The sequence below is a fragment of the Streptomyces sp. NPDC007346 genome, from assembly GCF_040703535.1.
Taxonomy (GTDB): Bacteria; Actinomycetota; Actinomycetes; order Streptomycetales; family Streptomycetaceae; genus Streptomyces.
Genome location: NZ_JBEYKR010000063.1, coordinates 25,446 through 40,066, shown reverse-complemented (window position 1 = coordinate 40,066; position 14,621 = coordinate 25,446). Strand labels below are relative to the sequence as shown.

The window sequence follows — 14,621 nt, the reverse complement described above, 5'->3', positions numbered from 1 at the left end:
AATGGATGAGCTTATTATTTCAACAGCGGTTGCGCTGCTCATCCCGCTCATTACTGTTTTGGCAAAAAAAGCCTTGAAAAAAACCTTCGATGGCACGACGAACTGCTCTCCCGCGGCCACACCGTCACCGGTGTCACCCGCAGCGGCAAGGCCGAGGCGGCCCCCGGACGTACGGGCTTCACCGCCGTCGCCGGCGACGCCACCGACGCCGCCACCGTGGCCCGGCTCTCCGCCCAGGGCTACGACCTCATCGCCTCCGCCGTCGGCCCCCGGGTCGGCGCGGAGGACGACCGGAAGATCATCGTCGGCGCGGCCAAGGCGCTCATCGAGGGCCTGACCCGCAGCGGCGTACGCCGCCTGGTCGTCCTCGGCGGCGCCGGCAGCCTCGAGACCGCCCCGGGCGTGCGCGTCATCGACAGCCCGCACTTCCCGGAGATGTGGAAGAACAACGCCCTCGCCCAGATCGAGGCGCTCGGCCTCTACCGCGAGACCCAGGACCTGGACTGGACGTTCATCTCCCCGGCCAAGCTCATCGAGGCCGGCGAGCGCACCGGCTCCTACCGCAAGGGAGGCGAGCAGCTCGTCGTCGACGGCGAGGGCAACAGCCGCATCAGCTACGCGGACTACGCCGTCGCCTTCGCCGACGAGGTGGAGCAGGGCAACGCCGTGAAGTCCCGTATCAACGTCGCCTACTGACCGCGGTTCCCCGAAGGGACTCGACCCCATGTCTTCACCCGAGACCACCTCCAGCGGCGGTGGCGGGCGCGCCCGCCTCGTCATCATCCTCGGCGCCCTCACCGCCCTGGGACCGCTGGCCAACGACGCCTACCTGCCGGCCATGCCGCAGATCGCCGACGACCTGGCCGCGAGCGCGTCGGCCACCCAACTGACCCTGACCGCCTGCCTGCTCGGCCTCGGAATCGGCCAGCTGATCGCCGGACCGCTCAGCGACGCGCTCGGCCGGCGCCGGCCGCTCATCGCAGGCCTGGTGCTGTTCGCCGTCACCGCGGCGCTCTGCGCGGTGGCACCGAACATCTGGACCCTGGTGGCGCTGCGCGCACTCCAGGGCCTGGGCGGGGCCACCGGCATCGTGATCGCCTCCGCGGTGGTGCGCGACCGGCACTCCGGTGCCGCGGCCGCCCGCTTCTTCGCGATGCTGATGCTGGTCACCGGGCTGGCGCCCATCCTGGCGCCGGTCCTGGGCGGCCAACTCCTGCTGGTCACCTCGTGGGGCGGCATCTTCGTCGCCCTCGCGGTCGCCGGAGCCCTGATGCTGCTCGGCGTGGCCGTGGGCCTGCCCGAGACGCACCCGGTGGAGAAGCGGATCAGCGGCGGCCTCAAGGCCACCGGGCCGGTGTTCCGCCGGCTGCTCACCAACCGCGTCTTCCTCGGCTACATGCTGGCCTGCGGACTGGGCTTCGCCGCGATGTTCGCGTACATCTCCGGCTCCACCTTCGTCCTGCAGTCCCTCCACGGCATGTCGCCGCAGCAGTTCAGCCTGGTCTTCGCGGTCAACGCGCTGGGCCTGGTGATCGCGGCCCAGGTCAGCGGCCGGATCGTGCACCGCACCGGGGCGCGCGCCCTGCTGGGGACGGGCCTGGCGGTCTCCGCCGTCGGCGGGCTCGGCCTGCTGGTCGTCGTCCTGACCGACGCCGGACTCCTGCCGATGCTGGCCGCGCTGTTCCTGGTCGTCTCCAGCGTCGGCCTGATCATGCCCAACTCCTTCGCCCTGGCCCTCCAGGACCACGGTGACGTCGCGGGCTCGGCGGCCGCGCTGCTCGGCCTGTTCCAGCACCTGATCGGCGCCGCCGTCGTGCCGCTCGTGGGACTGGCCGGCGAGGACACCGCCGTACCCATGGGCATCGTCATCGCCGTCCTCGGCGTCGGCGGGCTCCTCTCCTTCGCCCTGCTCACCCGCTCGCACGGGTCGTCCGGGCAGGACACGGCCGCCCCGGCCGGGTCCGGTTCCGAGGACGTCCCGGAGCCGGTCCGCGGCTGACACCGCCCCACCCTCCCGCCGGTCCGGGGACTGTCACTTCCCCCCATGCGTCCCCGGACCGGCGCCCCCCACGACAGGCGCGCACCCCCACACACACCTCACTTCTTCCTGTTCCCGACCGAAACCGATTGAGGTACAGCCACCATGACACTCGCCCAGCACGTCACGGCAGCCGACTCCTGGCGGTTCCGGCCCGCGGCCCAGCAGCCCACCTGGCCCGATCCGCAAGCCCTGCGCTCCGTCGTGAACGACCTGGTGTCCTACCCGCCCCTGGTCTTCGCCGGGGAGTGCGACCGGCTGCGCGACCGGCTCGCCGCCGTGGCCCGCGGTGAGGCGTTCGTCCTCCAGGGCGGCGACTGCGCCGAGACCTTCGACGCCGTCTCCGCCGACCAGATCCGCGCCAAGGTCCGCACGCTGCTCCAGATGGCCGCCGTACTGACGTACGCGACCTCCGTGCCGGTGGTCAAGATCGGCCGGATCGCCGGACAGTACTCCAAGCCCCGCTCCCAGCCCACCGAGACCCGCGACGGCGTCGAACTGCCCGTCTACCGGGGCGACTCGGTCAACGGCCTCGCGTTCACCCCGGAGGCCCGCACCCCCGACCCCGAGCGGCTCAAGCGGATGTACCACGCCTCCGCCGCCACCTTGAACCTCATCCGCGCCTTCACCACCGGTGGCTACGCCGACCTGCGCCAGGTCCACGAGTGGAACCGGGACTTCGTCACCGCCTCCCCGGTCGGCGAGCGCTACGAGAGCCTGGCCCGCGACATCGACGCCGCGCTGGCCTTCCTGGCCGCCTGCGGCGCCGACCCGGCCGAGTTCCACTCCTCCGAGATCTTCGCCAGCCACGAGGCTCTCGTGCTCGACTACGAGGCCGCCCTCACCCGCACCGATTCGCGCACGGGCCTCCCGTACGACGTCTCCGGGCACATGATCTGGATCGGCGAGCGCACCCGGCAACTCGACGGCGCGCACGTCGAGTTCGCCTCCCAGGTCCGCAACCCCATCGGCGTCAAGCTCGGCCCGAGGACCACGCACGACGACGCGCTCGCCCTCATCGACAAGCTCGACCCCGAGCGCGAGCCCGGCCGGCTCACCTTCATCACCCGCATGGGCGCGGCCGCCATCCGCGAGACCCTGCCCGAGCTCGTGGCCAAGGTCACCGCCGAGGGCGCGCAGCCCGCCTGGATCTGCGACCCCATGCACGGCAACACCTTCGAAGCGCCCAGCGGCCACAAGACCCGCCGCTTCGAGGACGTGCTCGACGAGGTCCACGGCTTCTTCGAGGTCCACCACGCGCTGGGCACCCACCCCGGCGGCATCCACATCGAGCTGACCGGCGACGACGTCACCGAGTGCGTCGGCGGCGGTGCCGCCGTCCGCCTCGCCGACCTCGACCGGCGCTACGAGTCGGCCTGCGACCCGCGCCTGAACCGCAAGCAGTCCCTCGACCTCGCCTTCCAGGTCGCCGAGCTCTACCGGGACCTGGGCCGCGACCGCGGGCGCACCGTCGCCGAGCCCTCGGCCCGCCCGGCCGCCGCCGCCGCGGCCTGACCACAACCCACCGAAGCTCAACTCACCTGAGGGGGAAGACGATGAGCGTGCGTGCCCTGCGTGGTGCCGTCCAGCTGGACCGGGACGAGCGGCACCACCTGCTCGACGAGGTACGGAGACTGTTCCAGGAGATGCTCCGCTCCAACGGGCTCGACCAGGACGACCTGGTCAGCGTGATCTTCACCGCGACCCCGGACCTGGTCAGCGAGTTCCCCGCGCTCGCCGCCCGCGAGCTGGGCATGGCCGACGTGCCGCTGATGTGCGCCCAGGAACTGGACATCGCCGGGTCCCTGCCCCGGGTGGTGCGGATCCTCGCGCACGCCGAGACCGACCGGCCCAAACCCGCGATCAAGCACGTGTACCTGGGCGGCGCCGCCGCGCTGCGCCGGGACCTCGTCCCGCAGGACGGAGCCTCGGGATGATCCGCTCCGCCGCCGTGGTGGGGACGGGCCTGATCGGCACCTCGGTCGCTCTGGCCCTCGGCCGACGGGGCGTCACCGTCCACCTGATCGACGAGAACGAGTCGGCGGTCCGCACCGCCGCCTCGCTCGGGGCGGGCACCGTCGGCGCCCCGCCGGACACCGTGGACCTCGCGGTGCTGGCGGTCCCGCCGGCCCAGGTCGGACCGGCCCTCGCCGCCCACCAGGCCCGCGGGCTCGCCCGTGCCTACACCGACGTGGCCAGTGTGAAGGCCCAGCCGGAGCGCGGCGTCGCCGCCAGCGGCGCCGACGCGGGCGCCTTCATCGGCGGCCATCCGATGGCCGGCCGGGAGCGTTCCGGCCCGCTGGCCGCCTGCGCCACCCTCTTCGAGGGCCGTTCCTGGGTTCTCACCCCGACGGCCCTCACCAGCCGCGACACGCTCAACATGGCCCTGATGATGGTGGCCCTGTGCGGGGCGGTGCCGGTGGTGATGGACAGCGGCGCCCACGACCTCGCCGTCGCCCGGGTCTCCCACACCCCGCACGTGGTCTCCTCCCTGCTCGCCGCACGCCTGCTGCACCTGAACCCGGACGCCTCGCGGCTGGCCGGCCAGGGCCTGCGCGACATGGTGCGGATCGCGGGGGGCGACCTGCGGCTGTGGACCGACATCCTGGAGTCCAACGCCACGGCCGTCGCCGAGGTGCTGGCGGAGCTGGGCGACGACCTCCAGGCCACCGTGGCCGCCCTGCGCGGCCTGTCCACCGGCGATCCCGACGAACGCGCCCGGTCCGCCTCGCTCCTGGCCGACATGCTCGGCCGCGGCATCACCGGCCGCGACCGCATCCCCGGCAAGCACGGGCACCCGGTGCCCGCCTGCACACCGGTCCGGGTGCTCATCGGCGACCAGCCCGGCGAGCTGGCCCGGCTGCTGGTCACCACCGCCGAACTCGGCGTGAACATCGAGGACATGACCATCGACCACTCGCCCGGCCAGGAGAGCGGCCTGGTCGAGCTGATGGTCGCGCACTCCCGTGCCCACTCCATGGCCCAGAGCCTGACCGAAGCCGGCTGGCACGTCCAGCGTCTGCGGCAGCCGACCGCCACCCCGGCCCCCGTCCCGGTCTGACCGCCGGCGGCCGAGGCGTGTACGCCGGAATCACCCCCGGAATCACCGCCGGCATCACCGCCGCGCCCACCGGCCGGGCTCCACCGGACATCCACGAGAGAAGACCTCCCTTGAGCAATTTGCGATGGCTCACCGCGGGCGAGTCGCACGGACCCGCACTCACCGCCGTCCTCGAAGGCATGCCGGCCGGGGTGGAGATCTCCACCAAGGCCGTCGCCGACGCCTTGGCGCGCCGCCGGCTCGGCCACGGCCGCGGTGCCCGCATGGCCTTCGAGCGCGACGAGGCCGCCTTCCTCGGGGGCGTCCGCCACGGGCGTACCCAGGGCGGCCCGATCGCGCTCCGGATCGACAACACCGAGTGGCCCAAGTGGCGGACCGTCATGGCCGCCGACAGCGTGCCCGACGACACCCTGGCCGGGCTGGCCCGCAACGCCCCGCTGTCGCGGCCCCGGCCCGGCCACGCGGACCTCGCCGGGATGCAGAAGTACGGGTTCGACGACGCCCGGCCCGTACTGGAGCGGGCCAGTGCCCGCGAGACCGCCGCACGGGTCGCCCTCGGCGAGATCGCCCGCGCGTTCCTGCTCCAGGCCTACAGCGTCACCGTGGTCAGCCATGTGGTCGGGATCGGCGGTGTCCGGGCCCCGGAGGGCCTGGCGCCCGGCCCGGGGGACGTCGAGCGGGTCGACGCCGACCCGGTGCGCTGCCTCGACCCGGAGGCCTCCGCCGCGATGACCGCGGCGGTCGACCGGGCCCACAAGGAGGGCGACACCCTCGGTGGCACGGTGGAGGTCCTCGCCTACGGGCTGCCGCCGGGCCTGGGCAGCCATGTGCACGGTGACCGGCGGCTCGACGCCCGCCTGGCCGGTGCGCTCATGGGCATCCAGGCCATCAAGGGGGTCGAGTTCGGTGACGGCTTCGGCCTGGCCCGCGTACCCGGCTCCCTCGCCCACGACGAGATCGAGCCCGGCCCCGACGGCCTGCGCCGCCGTACCGCCCGCTCCGGCGGTGTGGAGGGCGGCATGAGCACCGGCGAACCCCTGCGCGTACGGGCCGCGATGAAACCCATCGCCACCGTCCCACGGGCCCTGGCCACCGTCGACGTCGCCACCGGCCGGCCGGCCGTGGCGCACCACCAGCGCTCGGACGTCTGCGCCGTGCCCGCCGCGGCCGTGGTCGCCGAGGCCGTCACCGCGCTGGTGCTGGCCCACGCGGCGCTGGAGAAGTTCGGCGGCGACTCGCTCGCCGAGACGGCCCGCAACCACCGCTCGTACCTCGACCACCTGGCCGTCCGGTGAGCGCCCCGGCCGTCCACGGGAACACCCGGCCCACCACACGGATCGCCGTCGGCGGCCCCCGGCCGTACGAGGTCGCGGTCGGCACCGGCCTGACCGGCGAGACCGGACGCCTGCTCGGCCCCGAACCGCTGCGGGTGGCCGTGGTCCACTCCGGCTCCGTACGTGCCGTGGCCCGCGAGATCGTCGGCGAACTCACCGGCGAGGGCCGGATCGTGGTGTCCCTCGAAGTCCCCGACGGCGAATCGGCCAAGGACACCTCCGTCGTGGTGGGCCTGTGGCGGGCGCTCGCCGACGCCGGGTTCACCCGCAGCGACGCGGTGGTGGCCGTCGGCGGCGGGGCCGTCACCGATCTCGCCGGGTTCGCCGCCGCGGGCTGGCTGCGCGGCGTACGGCTGGTCCTCGTACCGACCACGCTGCTGGCCATGGTCGATGCCGCGGTCGGCGGCAAGACCGCCGTCAACCTGCCCCAGGGCAAGAACCTGGTGGGCGCCTTCCACCCGCCCTCCGGGGTCCTGTGCGACCTGGACCTCCTCGCCACCCTGCCGCCCGCCGACCTCGCCAGCGGGCTCGCGGAAGTCATCAAGGCCGGGTTCGTCACCGACCCGGAGATCCTCCGCCTGATCGAGAGCGACCCCACGGGCGCCGGCCGCCCCGACGGCCCGCACACCCGCGAGCTGATCGAGCGCGCCGTACGCGTCAAGGCGGAGATCGTCACCGAGGACCTCACCGAGCAGGGCCGTCGCGAGCACCTCAACTACGGCCACACCCTCGGCCACGCCGTCGAGCGGGTCAGCGGCTACCGCGTGCGGCACGGACACGCCGTGGCCGTCGGCATGGTCTACGCCGCCGAACTCGCCCTGCTCACCGGCCGCCTCACCGCCACCGACGCCGCCCGCCACCGCACCCTGCTCGCCTCCGTGGGCCTGCCGACCGGGTACGCCGCCGGCTGGCCGGAGCTGCGCACCGCGATGAGCCTCGACAAGAAGACGCGCGGCACCCGGCTCCGCCTGGTCGTCCTCGACGCCCCGGCCCGCCCCGCCCTGCTGTCCGACCCGCCGGAAGAGCTCCTCGCCGCCGCCTGGCGGAAGGTCGGACGATGACGGGGCCCTGGACGGGCGGGGGGCACCCGCCCCCCGCACCCGGGGAGCCGCCCCGGCCGCTGCCGGCCGCCACGCCCGCGTACCCGGCGGCCACACCCGCGCGCGTTCCGGCGCACCCGGCCACACCCGCGCGCGTTCCCGCGCACCCGGCCACGCCCACGTACGTTCCCGCGCGCCCGGCCATGCCCACGCACGTTCCCGCGCACCCGGCCACACCCGCGCGTGTTCGCGCGTACCCGGCCACGCCCACGCGCATTCCCGCGCACCCGGCCACACCCGCGCACGTTCCCGGGGACAGGCCCTCGCCCGCAACCACCGGCGCCCCGGGCGCCCTTGGCCCATGAGCGCCGGGGACCCGGTCGCGCGGCTGTGCGGTGCCGTCTTCGACTGCCTGCCACGGCGCGATCAGCGCGGCACCGCCGAGCTGTACGTCCGAACGCTGCTGACCGCGCCCGGCGGACGGAGCCTGCGGCATACGGCCCGCTCCGCCGGGCACCGTGACGACGGGCAGCGGCTGAACCACTTCATCACCGCCGCCCCCTGGGACTGGCGGCCCGTCCGGGCCGCCCTCGCCGAGCAGGTCGCCGCCGCCGTCCGGCCGGTGGCCTGGGCCGTACGGCCCGCCACCGTGGCGCGGCGCGGGCTCCAGGGCGTCGGCGTCGGCCACTACGTCGACCACCTGCGCGGTCGCTCCGTGCGCGCCCAGCGCTCCGTCGGCCTGTGGCTGGTCACCGACCACGGCGACATCCCCGTCGGCTGGCGACTGGTGCTCCCCCCGTCCTGGCTGGAGGCCCCCGCGAACCGGGACCGCTGCGCCGTGCCCGAGGGGCTGGTCCCCGCCGGCACCGCGCGGACCGCCCTGGACTGCGGCCTCCGCGGCGTCGGGGCGGCCGGACCCGCCGCCGACCTGCCGGTGGTCCTGGACGCCCGGCAGGCCCATGTGCCCACCGCCATCGCGGAGTTCACCGCCCGCCGGATCCCGTACCTGCTCCGCATCGCCGGCACCGAGCCGCTCCTCGGCACCGGCGGCAACGCCCCCGCCGGCCGGCTCGGCGCCCCGCCGGCCAGGGGCGAGCGGCGCCGGAGCACCTTCGTCTCGGTCCTGGAGGACCGCGAAGGCCGCCGGCGCGAGATCGTCCGGGTGGCCTGCCGGCCCACCACGGGCGCCCCCCGCCTCCGCCCGCACACCCTGCTCGGCGAACACACCGCCCGCGCCCACGGCACCACCGCCTTCTGGCTCACCGACCTGGCCGGGCACCCCACCCCCGCCCTGCTGGACCTGGCCCGGTCCCTGCGGCCCGCCACCGCGGCCGCCGTGCCCGACACCGGTCTGTACGCCTACACCGGCCGCTCGTTCCCGGCCTGGCACCGGCACACCACGCTCGCCTCCGTCGCGCACGCGGCCGCCGTGCTGTTCCGCGCCCGCACCGGACCGACGGCCATCCGCTGAACCACCCGCCGTACCAGGCCGACGGCCATCCGTTGAACCACCCGCCGTACCAGGCCGACGGCCACCCGCTGAACCACCCGCCGTACCGCGAGAACCCCCGTCCACCGAAGAGAAGGGCCCGCCATGACCGTTTCCACCACCCCGCCCGCCCCCGGCCTGTCCTGGGACGACACCGACCGTCGCGCGGTCGAGGTCGCCCGAGCCCTGACGGTCGACGCCGTCGAGGCGGCGGGCCACGGCCACCCGGGTACGGCCATGAGCCTCGCCCCGGCCGCGTACCTGCTCTTCCAGAGACTTCTGCGGCACGACCCGAACGACCCGGGCTGGGCGGGCCGCGACCGGTTCGTCCTCTCCTGCGGCCATGCCAGCCTGACCCTGTACACACAGCTGTACCTGTCCGGCTACGGGCTCACCCTGGACGACCTCAGGAGCCTGCGGACCGAGGGCAGCCGGACCCCCGCCCATCCCGAGTACGGTCACACCCCGGGCGTCGAGACGACCACCGGCCCCCTCGGCCAGGGGCTCGCCAACGCGGTCGGCATGGCGATGGCCGCCCGCCGCGAACGCGGACTGCTCGACCCCGAAGCAGCCCCGGGTGCCTCCCCCTTCGACCACACCGTCTGGGCCATCGCCTCCGACGGCGACCTGGAGGAGGGCGTCGCCCACGAGGCCAGTTCCCTCGCCGGCCACCAGCGCCTGGGCAACCTCGTCGTCCTCTACGACGACAACCGCATCTCCATCGAGGACGACCGCCAGATCGCCCACTCCGAGGACACCCTGGCCCGCTACCGCGCGTACGGCTGGCACGTCCAGCAGGTCGACTGGACCGCGACCGGCACGTACCACGAGGACGTCGAGGCGCTGTACCGGGCGCTGACCGCCGCGCGCGACACCACCGGCCGGCCCTCGCTCGTCGCGCTGCGCACCGTCATCGGGTGGCCCGCGCCCAGGAAGCGGAACACCGGCGGCATTCACGGCTCCGCGCTCGGCGCCGAGGAGGCGGCGGCCGCCAAGGCCGCCATGGGCCTGGACCCGCGGCTCACCTTCCAGGTCCCCGGTGACGTGCTGGCCCACGCCCGGCAGGTCGCCGACCGCGGCCGCGCCGCCCACCGCCGGTGGGACAAGGAGTTCCAGGACTGGCGCGCCCTCAACCCCGAGCGCGCGGACCTCTTCGACCGGCTCGCCCGGCGCCGGCTGCCCGACGGCTGGCAGCGGCACCTCCCCGAGTTCACACCCTCGGGCCAGATGGCCACCCGCAAGGCCTCCGGAGCGGTCCTGGACGCGCTCGCCTCGGCCCTGCCCGAGCTGTGGGGCGGCTCCGCGGACCTCGCCGAGTCCAACAACACCACCATGAAGGGCGAGCCCTCCTTCGTCCCCGAGGAGTTCGCCACCGACGCCTTCCCCGGCCACCGCTACGGCCGCACCCTGCACTTCGGCATCCGCGAACACGCCATGGGCGCGATCCTCAACGGCATCGCCCTGCACGGCGGCACCCGCCCCTACGGCGGCACCTTCCTGGTCTTCTCCGACTACATGCGGCCCGCCGTCCGGCTCGCCGCCATGATGCGGCTGCCCGTCACCTACGTGTGGACCCACGACTCCATCGGCCTCGGCGAGGACGGCCCCACCCACCAGCCCATCGAGCACCTGTGGTCGTTGCGCGCCGTCCCCGGACTCGACGTGGTCCGGCCCGCGGACGCCAACGAGACCGTCGTCGCCTGGCGCACCATCCTCGAACACGGCGACCGCCCCGCGGGCCTGTGCCTGAGCCGGCAGAACCTGCCCGTGCTCGACCGCTCCGCCGGCACCGGCCTGGCACCCGCCGCCGGCGCCGCCCGGGGCGGATACGTCCTGGCCGAGGGCGAGGGCAAAGACCCGCAGGTGATCCTCATCGCCACCGGCAGCGAGGTGCCCATCGCCCTGGACGCCCGCCGCATCCTCCAGGAGGAGGGCCTGTCCACCCGGGTCGTCTCGATGCCGTGTCTGGAATGGTTCCACGCGCAGGACCAGGACTACCGCGAGCGGGTGCTGCCGCCCGGGATCACCGCCCGGGTCTCCGTCGAGGCGGGCTCCGTCCTCGGCTGGCACGCGCTGGTCGGGCAGGCGGGCGAGGCCGTCGGCATCGACTCCTTCGGTGCCAGCGCCCCCTACCAGGCGCTGTACGAGAGCCACGGCCTGACGGCGGCCAAGGTCGCCGCGGCAGCCCGCGCCAGCCACGTCCGTGCCCGTCGCACGTCCACCGCCCGATGAGCGCGGCCGTGCTGGAGGCCCGCATCCCGGGCTCCAAGAGCATCACCAACCGGGCCCTGCTGCTCGCCGCCGCGGCCGACGGCCTCAGCCGGCTGGGCGCGCCGCTGGCCTGCGACGACACGCTGGCGTTCCGTACCGCGCTGACCGGCATGGGCATCGAGGTGGCGGACGAGGGCGACGCCTGGGCCGTCACCGGCCGAGGCGTGGGCCCGTACGCGCCCGGCCGGGTGTGGTGCGCCGACGCCGGGACCGCGGCCCGCTTCCTGCCGCCCTTCGCGGCCACCGGGCGCGGCACGTACGTCTTCGACGGTTCCGACCAGCTCAGGGCCCGTCCGCTGCTGCCGCTGCTGGACGCGCTGGCCGGCCTCGGCGCGCGGGTCGAGGGCGGCGGCCTGCCGTTCACGCTGACGGCCGCCGGGCTCCCGGGCGGCCGGATCGAGCTGGACTCGGGGCTGAGCAGCCAGTACCTCAGCGGGCTGCTGATGGCCGCCCCCCTGATGTCCGGTCCGCTCAGGGTGGACGTGCCCCGGCTGGTCAGCCGCCCGTACCTGGACATGACGATGGCCCTGATGCGCAGGTTCGGCGCCCGGCTGGAGGAGTCGGGCAGCTCCATCGTCGTCCGGCCCGGCGGCTACACCCCCACCGACCTCACCGTCGAGCCGGACGCCTCCACCGCCTCGTACGTCTTCGCCGCGGCGGCCGTCACCGGCCGCACGGTCCGGGTGCGCGGCCTGGGCACCGGCAGCCTCCAGGGCGACACGGCCTTCGCGGGGGTGCTGGAGCGGGCCGGCGCCCAGGTCACGACGGACGAGGACCGGACGGAGGTCACCGGCCCGGCGGGCGGCGCTCTGCGGGGCGGGTTCACCGTCGACATGGGCGACATCTCCGACACGTTCATGACGCTGGCCGCCATCGCCCCGCTCGCCGACGCGCCCATCACCATCACCGGCATCGCCCACGCACGGCTCAAGGAGTCGGACCGGATCACGGCCGTCGCGGCCAACCTGCGGCGCCTGGGCATCGCCGTCGAGGAGGGCCACGACCACATCACCGTGCACCCGGGCACGCCCGTCCCCGCCACCGTGGACTGCCGGCGCGACCACCGCATCGCCATGTCCTTCTCGGTGCTGGGCCTGCGGGCCCCGGGCATCACCCTGGACGACCCGGCGTGCGTCGGCAAGACCTTCCCGGGGTTCCACGTGGAACTGGCCCGCCTCTTCGGGCCCGCCCTGACGGCGGGCCGCCGGTGAGCGACGGGCCGTCGGTGACCGACGGGCCGCCGGTGAACGCCCGTGCGGCGGGCCGCCGTCAGCGCAGCCAGTGCGAGGCGGTCTTCAGCAGCCGGTCGTTGGCGTCCGGGGCGCCGATGGTGATCCGTACGCCCTCGTCGCCGAAGGGGCGGACCATCAGCCCGGCCGCCTCGCAGGCGTCGGTGAAGCCGGCCGTACGGGTTCCCAGCCGCAGCCACACGAAGTTGGCCTGGCTCTCGGGCACCTGGTAGCCCGCCTCACGGAGGCCGGCCGTCACCCGGGCCCGCTCGGCCACCAGCTCCGCCACCCGCTCGGCCAGCTCCGCGCCGGCCCGCAGCGATGCCACCGCCGCCGCCTGCGCCGGTCCGCTCACACCGAACGGGACGGCGCAGGCGCGCAGCGCCGCCGCGACCCGGGGGTGCGCCACGGCGAAGCCGACGCGCAGCGTGGCCAGCCCGTACGCCTTGGAGAACGTCCGCAGTACGGCGACGTTCGGGCGGTCGCGGTAGAGGTCGACGCCGTCCGGGACCTCCGCGTCGTCGACGAACTCCCGGTACGCCTCGTCGACGACGACCAGCACCCGGCGCTCCACCCGGTCCAGGAACCGTTCCAGCTCGGCCCGGCGCAGGGCGGTGCCGGTCGGGTTGTTGGGGTTGCAGATGAACACCACCCGGGTGCGGTCGGTCACCGCGGCGGCCATGGCGTCCAGGTCGTACGCCTCCCCGCGCAGCGGGACCTGCACCGGCGTCGCCCCCGCGGCCCAGGTCAGCAGCGGGTACGCCTCGAACGAGCGCCAGCCGAAGAGGACTTCGTCGCCGGGTCCGGCGGCGGCCGCGACGAGGTGCTGGGTGATGCCCACGGACCCGGTGCCCAGGACGAGGTGCCCGGCGGGCACGCCCAGGCCCGCGGCGAGCTCGTCGCGTAGGACGGTGGCGGCCGGGTCGGGGTAGCGGTTGAGCCGGCCCAGCTCGGCCTCGACCGCGCGGATCACCGACGGGAGCGGCGGATAGGGGTTCTCGTTGGAGGAGAGCTTGTCGACGAGGTCGTCGGGGGCCGGGCGGCCCGGTACGTAGCGGGGCAGCGTGGAGACGTCCGCGCGCAGCAGGGGGAAGGTCTCGTCGGTCATGGGTGTCCTCTCCGGTGAAAAGGCGGGAAAGGGCAGCGCGACAAGCCGCCCGGCCGCGCCGCAGGGGGGTGACGGCACGGCCGGACGGCAGCTGCGCGGCCCGGGGTCCGGGCAGGGGGTGTCCCGCCGTGGGGTCAGGGCCCCTCGGCGGCGGGCGGGTTGTAGGGCGAGGGCCCGGCGAAGGACCAGCGCAGCCGGGTCGCCCCGTCGATCTGGACCACCTGCTCGATGTCGAACTCGCACATCCGCAGGGCGCCGGGCACGGCGGCCCGGTGGTCCTCGTCCCAGTCGATCCGGGCCTTGCCCGACAGCTGGAGGGTGCTGCCCGTCTCCCAGTCCAGGAAGAGCAGCCCGCAGTTGGGGTTCAGCTGCAGGTTGCCCAGGGTCATGTAGAAGGAGTTGCCGAAGTAGTCCGGCCAGACGAGCTTGCGCGGCCCGGCCACCGAGACGAAGCCTGGGTCGCCCCCGCGGTGCGAGGAGTCCGCGCCGTAGCCCTCCGCCCGGCTGGCGATGAAGAAGGTGTCCGCGCCGCGGATCCAGCGCTCCTGCTCCGGCGTCAGGTCGACGCCCGTACGGGCCGGTCCGGGTCCGGCGGCGGGCCCGTCCGCGACCGGCACCCGGACCTGGAGGTACTTGGGGCAGTTGCCCAGCACCTGCTCGGTGCGGATGCGCAGCGTGTCGTTCTCGCGGCGCGCCACCCCGTTGATCCGGACCCGGCTGGTGGTGTGCGGTTCCAGGGCGAGCAGGCCGATGTCGGTGGTGGTCCCGAAGGCGTCCGCGAGCGGATCGCCCGGCACCGGCAGCGACGACAGGACGACGGTCTGGTCGTCCAGGGGCGCCGCGAACCCGGGGTCGCCGGTGACCAGCGAGGACCAGAGGGCCCCGGAGGAGTCGGCGGCGCCGAGGAAGAGCATCCGCTGGCGCAGCAGGTACGGGCCGAAGCCGGGCAGCAGGTCGCCCTCGAACATGGGCGAGCCCCAGCCGGGCCGGCCCTCACCGGCCTGTTTCTGTACGGCCTGCTCACCTTCGTGGTACGGCGTTTTGATCACGA

At 74.7% G+C, this 14,621-nt stretch carries 12 protein-coding genes; 10 read left to right on the top strand and 2 right to left on the bottom strand.

The features are described from left to right. The first annotated feature begins 102 nt into the window (after nt 1-102). From AB0917_RS18280 to aroA, 10 genes are all read left to right on the top strand, one after another. The gene (locus AB0917_RS18280; RefSeq protein WP_366820588.1) at nt 103-696 is read left to right on the top strand and encodes an NAD(P)H-binding protein; all 594 of its coding nucleotides are present in this window, start codon (nt 103-105) and stop codon (nt 694-696) included. Between the two features lie 28 nt (nt 697-724). Beyond that, the gene (locus AB0917_RS18275) at nt 725-1,999 is read left to right on the top strand and encodes a multidrug effflux MFS transporter (RefSeq protein ID WP_366820586.1); all 1,275 of its coding nucleotides are present in this window, start codon (nt 725-727) and stop codon (nt 1,997-1,999) included. A gap of 144 nt (nt 2,000-2,143) precedes the next feature. Beyond that, nucleotides 2,144-3,553: a class II 3-deoxy-7-phosphoheptulonate synthase gene (locus tag AB0917_RS18270; RefSeq protein WP_366820585.1), complete on the top strand. Its 1,410-nt coding sequence runs from the start codon at nt 2,144-2,146 to the stop codon at nt 3,551-3,553. Between the two features lie 41 nt (nt 3,554-3,594). After that, the gene (gene aroH / locus AB0917_RS18265; RefSeq protein ID WP_366820584.1) at nt 3,595-3,975 is read left to right on the top strand and encodes a chorismate mutase; all 381 of its coding nucleotides are present in this window, start codon (nt 3,595-3,597) and stop codon (nt 3,973-3,975) included. Then, the gene (locus AB0917_RS18260; protein ID WP_366820583.1) at nt 3,972-5,099 is read left to right on the top strand and encodes a prephenate dehydrogenase; all 1,128 of its coding nucleotides are present in this window, start codon (nt 3,972-3,974) and stop codon (nt 5,097-5,099) included. Before aroH ends, AB0917_RS18260 begins: the two co-directional genes overlap by 4 nt. 110 nt (nt 5,100-5,209) lie before the next feature. Next, entirely contained in the window at nt 5,210-6,394 is a 1,185-nt protein-coding gene (gene aroC / locus AB0917_RS18255) for a chorismate synthase (protein ID WP_366820582.1), read from the top strand. Beyond that, nucleotides 6,391-7,494, top strand: a complete 1,104-nt coding sequence (gene aroB, locus AB0917_RS18250) for a 3-dehydroquinate synthase (protein ID WP_366820581.1) — start codon at nt 6,391-6,393, stop codon at nt 7,492-7,494. The genes aroC and aroB overlap by 4 nt, the downstream gene beginning before the upstream one ends. A gap of 340 nt (nt 7,495-7,834) precedes the next feature. Further along, a complete protein-coding gene (locus AB0917_RS18245; RefSeq protein ID WP_366820580.1) occupies nt 7,835-8,944 on the top strand; it encodes a transposase in 1,110 nt (369 codons plus the stop codon). 123 nt (nt 8,945-9,067) lie between these two features. Beyond that, on the top strand, nt 9,068-11,194 hold the full coding sequence (gene tkt, locus AB0917_RS18240) for a transketolase (protein ID WP_366820579.1): 2,127 nt from the start codon (nt 9,068-9,070) through the stop codon (nt 11,192-11,194). Continuing rightward, nucleotides 11,191-12,444: a 3-phosphoshikimate 1-carboxyvinyltransferase gene (gene aroA / locus AB0917_RS18235; protein WP_366820578.1), complete on the top strand. Its 1,254-nt coding sequence runs from the start codon at nt 11,191-11,193 to the stop codon at nt 12,442-12,444. The genes tkt and aroA overlap by 4 nt, the downstream gene beginning before the upstream one ends. Before the next feature lie 58 nt (nt 12,445-12,502). On the opposite strand, the gene hisC is transcribed toward aroA, so the two are convergent. Both hisC and AB0917_RS18225 read right to left on the bottom strand, forming a co-directional pair. Next, nucleotides 12,503-13,570 (bottom strand): histidinol-phosphate transaminase, encoded by a 1,068-nt coding sequence (gene hisC, locus AB0917_RS18230; protein WP_366820577.1) that lies wholly within the window; start codon nt 13,568-13,570, stop codon nt 12,503-12,505. A 134-nt stretch (nt 13,571-13,704) separates the two neighbouring features. Continuing rightward, the gene (locus tag AB0917_RS18225) at nt 13,705-14,619 is read right to left on the bottom strand and encodes a pyridoxamine 5'-phosphate oxidase family protein (protein WP_366820576.1); all 915 of its coding nucleotides are present in this window, start codon (nt 14,617-14,619) and stop codon (nt 13,705-13,707) included. Between the last annotated feature and the right edge of the window lie 2 nt (nt 14,620-14,621).

Bases quoted from the DNA above. Each gene is read 5' to 3' on its own strand.
- AB0917_RS18275 (WP_366820586.1), top strand. From the start codon at position 725: ATGTCTTCACCCGAGACCACCTCCAGCGGCGGTGGCGGGCGCGCCCGC.
- AB0917_RS18270 (WP_366820585.1), top strand. From the start codon at position 2,144: ATGACACTCGCCCAGCACGTCACGGCAGCCGACTCCTGGCGGTTCCGG.
- aroH (WP_366820584.1), top strand. From the start codon at position 3,595: ATGAGCGTGCGTGCCCTGCGTGGTGCCGTCCAGCTGGACCGGGACGAG.
- AB0917_RS18260 (WP_366820583.1), top strand. From the start codon at position 3,972: ATGATCCGCTCCGCCGCCGTGGTGGGGACGGGCCTGATCGGCACCTCG.
- AB0917_RS18245 (WP_366820580.1), top strand. From the start codon at position 7,835: ATGAGCGCCGGGGACCCGGTCGCGCGGCTGTGCGGTGCCGTCTTCGAC.
- tkt (WP_366820579.1), top strand. From the start codon at position 9,068: ATGACCGTTTCCACCACCCCGCCCGCCCCCGGCCTGTCCTGGGACGAC.
- aroA (WP_366820578.1), top strand. From the start codon at position 11,191: ATGAGCGCGGCCGTGCTGGAGGCCCGCATCCCGGGCTCCAAGAGCATC.
- hisC (WP_366820577.1), bottom strand. From the start codon at position 13,570: ATGACCGACGAGACCTTCCCCCTGCTGCGCGCGGACGTCTCCACGCTG.